Source organism: Burkholderia sp. BCC1640 (assembly GCF_902833125.1).
Taxonomy (GTDB): domain Bacteria; phylum Pseudomonadota; class Gammaproteobacteria; order Burkholderiales; family Burkholderiaceae; genus Burkholderia; species Burkholderia diffusa.
Map to the genome: position 1 here is coordinate 1 of NZ_CADFEF010000066.1, position 7310 is coordinate 7310.

7 protein-coding genes and 1 pseudogene are annotated in these 7310 nt (G+C 58.6%); 6 read left to right on the forward strand and 2 right to left on the reverse strand.

What is annotated here, in order from left to right:
- A partial coding sequence (locus HWX25_RS32250) for an IS3 family transposase (RefSeq protein WP_175912609.1) occupies positions 1–908 on the forward strand: 908 nt, incomplete at its 5' end.
- A gap of 175 nt (positions 909–1083) precedes the next feature.
- Here HWX25_RS32250 and HWX25_RS32255 read toward each other — a convergent pair.
- Complete coding sequence (locus tag HWX25_RS32255) at positions 1084–1665, reverse strand: TetR/AcrR family transcriptional regulator (protein ID WP_175912611.1); 582 nt, start codon at positions 1663–1665, stop codon at positions 1084–1086.
- 232 nt (positions 1666–1897) lie between these two features.
- Here HWX25_RS32255 and HWX25_RS32260 point away from each other — a divergent pair, with 232 nt between their 5' ends.
- Both HWX25_RS32260 and HWX25_RS32265 read left to right on the forward strand, forming a co-directional pair.
- Positions 1898–2560 (forward strand): DUF3313 domain-containing protein, encoded by a 663-nt coding sequence (locus HWX25_RS32260; RefSeq protein ID WP_175912619.1) that lies wholly within the window; start codon positions 1898–1900, stop codon positions 2558–2560.
- A gap of 89 nt (positions 2561–2649) precedes the next feature.
- Positions 2650–2868 (forward strand): hypothetical protein, encoded by a 219-nt coding sequence (locus tag HWX25_RS32265; protein ID WP_175912613.1) that lies wholly within the window; start codon positions 2650–2652, stop codon positions 2866–2868.
- A gap of 214 nt (positions 2869–3082) precedes the next feature.
- On the opposite strand, the gene HWX25_RS32270 is transcribed toward HWX25_RS32265, so the two are convergent.
- The gene (locus tag HWX25_RS32270) at positions 3083–3805 is read right to left on the reverse strand and encodes a DUF2059 domain-containing protein (RefSeq protein ID WP_175912615.1); all 723 of its coding nucleotides are present in this window, start codon (positions 3803–3805) and stop codon (positions 3083–3085) included.
- A 230-nt stretch (positions 3806–4035) separates the two neighbouring features.
- Between HWX25_RS32270 and HWX25_RS33930 the strand changes: the two genes are divergently transcribed.
- From HWX25_RS33930 to HWX25_RS32280, 3 genes and pseudogenes are all read left to right on the forward strand, one after another.
- Positions 4036–4206, forward strand: coding sequence for a DUF6726 family protein (locus HWX25_RS33930; RefSeq protein WP_321852686.1), 171 nt, complete (start codon positions 4036–4038; stop codon positions 4204–4206).
- A 509-nt stretch (positions 4207–4715) separates the two neighbouring features.
- Positions 4716–5657, forward strand: coding sequence for an AraC family transcriptional regulator (locus HWX25_RS32275; protein WP_175912617.1), 942 nt, complete (start codon positions 4716–4718; stop codon positions 5655–5657).
- Between the two features lie 11 nt (positions 5658–5668).
- Positions 5669–6798, forward strand: a pseudogene (locus HWX25_RS32280) (diguanylate cyclase); the annotation flags it as partial.
- Positions 6799–7310 lie beyond the last annotated feature (512 nt).

Genomic DNA, 7310 nt, shown 5'->3' on the forward strand with positions numbered 1-7310 from the left:
CCTGTCCGTCAACGCACAAGAAAACCTGCACAAACGGGAGACGTTCATATAGACGACCAGTGAAACTGGTTTGTGAAGTTCTCGGCGTGTCGCGCTCGAACGTATCGGCACGACTGTCGCGTCCGACGACGTGGCGCGATGGCCGTCAATCGAGGCAGACCGACGATGCGGTCGTGGTCGAGGAAATCCGCCGGGTCGTCGGCGATTTGCCCAGCTATGGCTATCGGCGGGTTTGGGGCACGTTGCGTAACGAGCGCGTTGCGCTTGGACTGGTCCCGTTCAACGCTAAGCGCATCCATCGCGTCATGCGCACGCACGGGCTGCTGATGCAGCGCCGACCGAATCCGCCTCGGCCGCAACGTCGACATGACGGCAAGGTGGCCGTGGCGCGCAGCAATCAGCGATGGTGCTCGGACGGCTTCGAGTTCCGCTGCGACAACGGAGAACCGCTGCGCGTGACGATTGCGCTGGATTGCTGCGACCGTGGAGCGATGAGTTGGGCGGTCACGAGGGCAGGCCATAGCGGCGACATCGTTCGCGACGTGATGCTGGCTGCAGTGGAAAACCGGTTTGGCAACGGACCGCATACACCGTCCGAAATCGAGTGGCTGAGCGACAACGGTTCGGGCCACACGGCCGACGATACGCGCCGGTTCGCAGCAGCCATCGGCCTGAAGCCATTGACCACGCCGGTGTGCAGCCCGCAAAGTAACGGGATGGCTGGGAGCTTCGTGAAAACGATGAAGCGCGACTACGTCGCCTTCATGCCGAAGTCGGATGCGGCGACTGCTGCACGCAACCTGGCCATCGCGTTCGAGCATTACAACGAGAAGCATCCCCATAGCGCGCTGAAATATCGCCCGCCTCGCGAGTTCCGGCGCTCGCTGGATTCAGCAACCTTAGTGTGACGCCGTGCCCGGAACTACAGGGTCAACTCCAGTTCGTGTTGCTGCGCGATATCAGGTCAGCGTTCCAATGCTCTGGGAAATGAGCGAGCAGGACGGTACGTTAGCAGAATAAGCGGACACGATTGGCGCCATTGGCAGAATTTACGAACTTCAACCGCGACGAAAGAGCAAACGATTACCTAGGTTTGCGCTTGACCGTCTTGGTTTGCCAGCTTTCTTCGTTCAGCAGGCGAGTGAATAGTCGATTTCGCATGGCCCCTGTTAGCGGTGTCACGCCAAGCAGCACATTGAACGCGATGCCACTCGCCGCGAAGTAACGCAGAAGCGAGAGTTCGAAATCGTCAGCCTCCTTGTCCATTGTTTTCAGCTTGTCGGCATCAACGTTGTTTCGGCCCTCTAGCAATTCCGGACTTTCGATGATTGCCGCCAGCACCGCGCGTGCGACCGAATTCGGTTGATTGATGGCTTCCCGAAAAATCGCGATCTGGGCCGCGAGCGTCGGCTCGACCTTCGACGCTCCTTCCTTGACGAGGTAATCGCGCCCGAACTGTTCGAATTGCTGCTGCTGGAATTCGAGTAACGCCTGGAGCACACCCTGCTTGGTACGAAACTGATGCAACAACCCCCCCTTGCTGATGCCGCTCTCGCGCGAGAGCGCGTCGAACGTCAAGCCTCCCACGCCGTCGCGAGTGAGGATGCTGAGTGCTGCATCGATTGCCTTCTTGCGGGATATTTCCGAGCGAGTCTGGTTGTCCATTTAATATTCGCGATGGTGTCGCGCTTGTGCGCGGTGATGTGGCGGTAGGTCCAGGCGAACTCGAGATGATGCTCTCGGCCGCAACCCCCCATTGTACATTGGCGATTTCTTTTCAAAAAACAAACCGGGCAGACGGTTTACATATGGCAAGGACGATGCTACGCTTCCCTTGCGTCAACCCTTTCGCAATTTCACCTCTAGTGCCGGCCGAGCGCCTTCCATGGAATCCGACATGCTCACACCTAAATTTGGCTCTTTCATCTTTTCCGGCGTCACGATGGTGACGTTGGCCGCATGCGCCGGTGTGCAGCCCGTTGCCTATTCGGGCATTGCCTCCTCGCTACAGCTGACACAGAACCGCGGCGGTGACGCCGCAAAGGTGCCGTACCGATACGCGGCACGCGTGGACTGGTCGCAATACCGGCAGGTGATCGTGGATCCGGTCGTCGTATATGCCGGTCAGGACAATCAGTTCGGCGACTTGAACGGCGAGGACAAGACGGCGCTTGCCGATTACATGGGGAGGGTGTTCGCCGACAAACTCGCAAAGCGCTTCCAAGTCGCGTCGAAGCCATCCCCTGCGACACTGCGCGTAAGGCTCACTCTGACTGGCGCGGAGAAAACCACGGCGATTGTCGGACAAGCCATGCATTTCGATATCGCCGGCAATCTCTATAACGGCGCGCAGGCAATTCGGGGTGGCAAGGGAGCGTTCAGCGGTTCGGTTTCATACGCCGTCGAAGTCTACGACAGCTTGAGCGGTCGACTGCTAAGTGCATATGTGACAAAGCAATATCCGAACGCCATGAACCTGCCGGCTGCATTCGGTTCGCTCAGTGCCGCTCGGACTGGCATCGACAAGGGCGCAGACGCGCTCGTTGCCCAACTCCGGTGAAGACGGTGATGTCGCACTCGCTGCGACGCGGCGGGTCGATGTCGAGACATCCGAGATGAACTGACCGATATTGACGAGAAGCCAGGAATATGCGCGAAATTGCCTATCTCATTCTTGAGATGCCACCACCGCTTATGATCGCGATCGTGTTCCTGGTCGCTTATATGGCGATCGGGATTCCCGCTTACTTGATGCGTGGCGCCCTTGCCCGGGACATTTTCGGTACGATGGCCGGCGTCTTCGCATCGCTCGTCTATCTGACACTCGTGCTGGTCTTCCAGGCCGACATCCAAGACCTGTCTCGATGATCGTGCACGTACCTATGTCGACTGCAGGCGACGCAGTGAACCTGCCAGAGTTGCATGGTTTGTTCAATGGACGCGCAGCAGCGAACATTAGAAAAAACAAACGTCGTTGCGGAAAGGGCGGTTGGTGTGGCGACTTGCCGGCCGCCAGCGAAGCATCTTCATGGGCGGGCATGGATTCCCGCCGGTAACACGAGCGTCGTTCAGTGACGCTTCCTCAGTATCGACTTTCCGCAATTTCATTGATCCGAGGCTGAACGATGGAGATTGCTCTGTCCATCTCTGGCATGATGGTGGTTCGACCTTTGCGAAGCCATGCTTGCCCGGCTGCGCTCATATAAAAATCGTTAACGCCATGGAGTTCGCTGATCGTGAAATTGCTTGCGCAGCTATCTGTCAACTGCTTGAGCACAGGATCCCTGAGATCGTTGACGGAGTCTTCGAGCATCTCACGATAGGTGCTGGCATCCGGCGATCCGGCCGGCCCGCGCTTGCGGCCGACGCTGTCGTACGATTTCCTGACAAGATCGCGGATACGTTGGTCCATATCATCCTCCATGCCTGATGACCGGAGCGCTTGACGGCACATGGTGCGCTTCTCGCCAAATCGATTCAAATCGTCGAGGCCGCGAAACTGAGCATGTGTTGTCGAAGTGAAACTGATCGCAGCCATGCACGATACGATCGGTATGAAGTATGAGATTTTCATCTGGAGCCGTTTCAGAAGCCGTTCGTCAGGTAAGGAACGTCGGTCGAAAATACCGTCACGATGACGAGGACGCTCACGAGCGATGCAGCAAGTGGTGCTGCAAGCAAAAGCAACGTTCTGATTGAAAATCTTGGGACTCGGTTGGGGGCGGTTAGGTGGCGCATGATTGCCGTTTGATGAGTGAAAGAAGGGAGTACGGTCTGCTGCGCTCGCATCGATGGATGTCGTCATTTGCTCGTTGATTGTGCCGAGACAACGACACACCGGGCTCCGGAGTGTTCGTTACGCGTTGAGCGATCAATCGAGCTGCGCAAGTTGTCACGTCGGCGAATTCGATTTACAAGTCATGGTAGCATACAAACCGTCTAGACGGTTTGTATGCTACCATGACTTATCTGAACGCAGGCTGATCAAGTCACGGCGGGTTCGGATTGTGTGCTGATCGCTATCAGGAGGCGTATATGAAGTGGTTCATTCGTGCTGCGTGTGTTGCTGGCTGTATCGTCCTTGGCGGATGCGGTCTGGCTGCAGCGCCGTGTCGTATCGCGTCGGCAGGAATAAAGATCGTGCCGGTCGTGGGGCACGTGGCTGCGGCGCCGACGGACGCGTGTGCAACAGTAATCGATCCGTGAATTTCGACTCGACTTGCGAAGCCCAGCAATAATCGGTTGGAAGCTGGACTGTCGACCGGGTACTTTTGGTCGCACGCGATTGCCACGTCGATTTTGGATCGACGCTGGCTTGCGAAAAGCTCCGGGCAGGTCGCGTCATTCGGCTGGCCAAGAACATAGTCGGGACGCTGACGTCGAAGGCCGAATTGTGGATTCCGCGTCTGCAACGGTGCCGTAGGGTTTCAGCCTCGAGCGTGCGTGGCAAACCTGTCCAGGCGTCCCTGCGCGAATCTGAGTGGTTACCGATGCCATTCGTGACGGCGTGCGGGTGATAGCTTTAGTGTGCGGCGAACAACCTCGTGAGTTCACGAGAATTCCGCAGCTCTTTGTTGGTCATAACCGACGCGTGACGTCTCCACTTCCCAAACGGTGACGATTATTGGGATCCTACGTCGATGATGGGTGAATTTCTTGAATGTCCGCGCGGATGGCTTTGATGAGCTAAAGTGACGATTTTGCGTAGTTGTCTAATGGATGCGTTGAGCCAATTGCTGTCGTTGGGCTGCAGCCGAGTTGAATTGGAGATGCGTTGCCTGCTCGACGGTACGTTTACGATTGCGTATGACGCGCCGCCGCCCAGTGAGGTGGCGTTTCATCTCATGCTTTCGGGACAGTGCCGACTACGCGTTGCAGGCGGCCGCACTCAGCAGCTCGGGGAGGGTGATCTCTTGCTGTTGCCTGGTGGCGGCGCGTACGAAATCCTGGATGCGATTGGCGCGCGCGGCGCTGTAACCGTGCCAATACATGAACTGGCTGCGACGAACGTCACGGTGCTGCCGGTTCAATCGAACATCGGCGACGTAGACAGCGCGAACGTGGACATGCTGTGCGGCCGGCTTGTCTTTGGTCGCGGCGCCGGTGACTTGCTGTTGCGTGCCCTGCCGAGGGTGATGCACATAGGGTTGTGTGAGTCGTCGGGGCTCGAGCCGCTGCAAATGCTCATGGGCTTGCTGCGCTCCGAGATGTCGAGAGAGCAGCCGGGCGCCCGTGCGATTGTCGATGCGCTTGGGCAGGCTCTGCTCACGTATGCGCTGCGCGCATATGGCCAGGATACGCAGATGCTATCAGGGTGGCTCGCAGTCGCGGTCGACGCGCGGCTCGGGCCGTCGATTCGAGCTATGTTGCAGGCACCGGCGCATCCGTGGACCGTTGCGTCGCTTGGCAATGTCGCAGCGATGTCGCGCGCAACGTATGCGCGGCATTTTCGCGAGAAGGCTGGGATGAGCGTCGGTGCGTTCGTCGCGCAGATCCGAATGATGCACGCATGCGCACTGTTGAGGGACTCGGGGAGCGGGCAGGCTGCGATCGGAGAGGCCGTTGGCTATCGGTCGGAAGCGGCATTCGGCAAAGCGTTTCGTGACGTGCTCGGCATGACGCCAGGGCGATGGCGTCGTACTCATCGCTGCGTGTGATACACGTGTCTGTCGGCGCAATTTCTCGGCTCGACGCTGGCGGAAACATCATCCTGGATTCCGCCAACGACGTGCCGCGCCAGGGGAATTTTTCGGATCGCTCAACATGGTGCTGTCACGGCGAGTCTCGAACCCCGATGGCTCGTTTGGCGGCATCGCACTGATCGCGATCGACTTTGAGTACTTCCGCCAGGTGTTTGCCGGGCTGTCGCTCGGGCAGCACGGCTCGATGTCCCTGATCGGCAACGACGGCATAATGGTGATGCGTCACCCGTACGACGTACACATCATCGGCCGCAACATCAGCAAGGCCGCGACATTCCGGCGCTTCCAGACGGCAGGAGGGTTCTTTTTCGGGAACGGCGTCGATCGATGGGGGCGTCGTCTCTACTACTTCAAGCACTTGCCGAAGCTGCCGCTGATCATCATGGTCGCGGAGGCGGAACAGGACATCCTAGCACCGTGCCGTAATGATCGGCGCGCTGGTGGCCACGTTCGGCGTCGCCATTATCGTCGTGTCGATCATGCTCGGTACGCAACTGGGGCCTCGTATGCGGGCAGAGTCCGAACGGGTTCTCCTGGCACACACGGACGGGTTCACTGGTTTGAACAATCGGCGCAGCTTCGGGGGAAGTGCTGGACCGCGAATGGCGCCGCGTCCGACGGGCCAATTCCGTTTTCTCCCTACTGTTTGTCGACGTCGACCGCTTCAAGGCGTACAAACGACACGTACGGCCATCAAGGCGGGCGACGACGAGCTGGCGGCTGTTGCTCGCTGCATCGGCGGGAATATCCGACGCCCGGCAGATACCGCGGCTCGCTACGGTGGGGAAGAATTCGTTGTGCTGTTGCCCGATACGCCGGAAACGGGTGCTGCGCAGATCGCCGAGCGCATTCGTGCGGCATCGATGAACTGGCGCTCAAGCATGCTGGCAGCGAATACAGGCGCGTCACAGCCAGTATTGGCCTGGCAAGCTGGACGCCGGAGCAGGAAGAGGATGCTGGCGCCGTGATCAAGGCAGCGGACGAGGCGCCGTACTACGCGAAGGCAACCGGCCGGAACAAGGTCGCCGCGTTTCAGTCCCGGTCTGATCGAGGTCATCTTGACATGCCCCTATTTTTTTGCTCGAGTCGGCACTAGAGTCCGAGGTTAAAACCTGCTGCTTTGTATTGTGCGCCCGGGCGAACTGCATGGGCCCTAGGTTGCCGATCGAATCGGACTCGGACACGTGTGTCGTGTAACTGCGGTGGAGAATCCCACCGAATGTAGGATCTGCCTTAGTAGGCGGATTAGTTCGCAAGCTAGCGCGCAATGAAGTGTGGTTGCGTATGTGGGCGCCGAGGTCTGACAGTTTCTACGTAGAAACTTTAAGAGACGAGTTTGGGCCGGTGTGTCGTTGTTCCGTAAAAAGGCGCCGCGATGCGCTCCACCGATGTGCTCAATTCGTGCCGCAGGCGCATTACAAAATAGGGTCATATTAAAAAGGTCACTCGATCGCCCCAATCTGAGGGGGAGTCGTCGAGGGGGGTGCCCCTATGTGTTTCGTCAAGCGGTAGGGGCTGACTTGGGTTGGTAAATGGTGCCGTCGCGCAGCATGGCGAACAGGACGTCACAGCGTCGCCGTGCGAGCGCGATGAGCGCTTGGTTGTGGC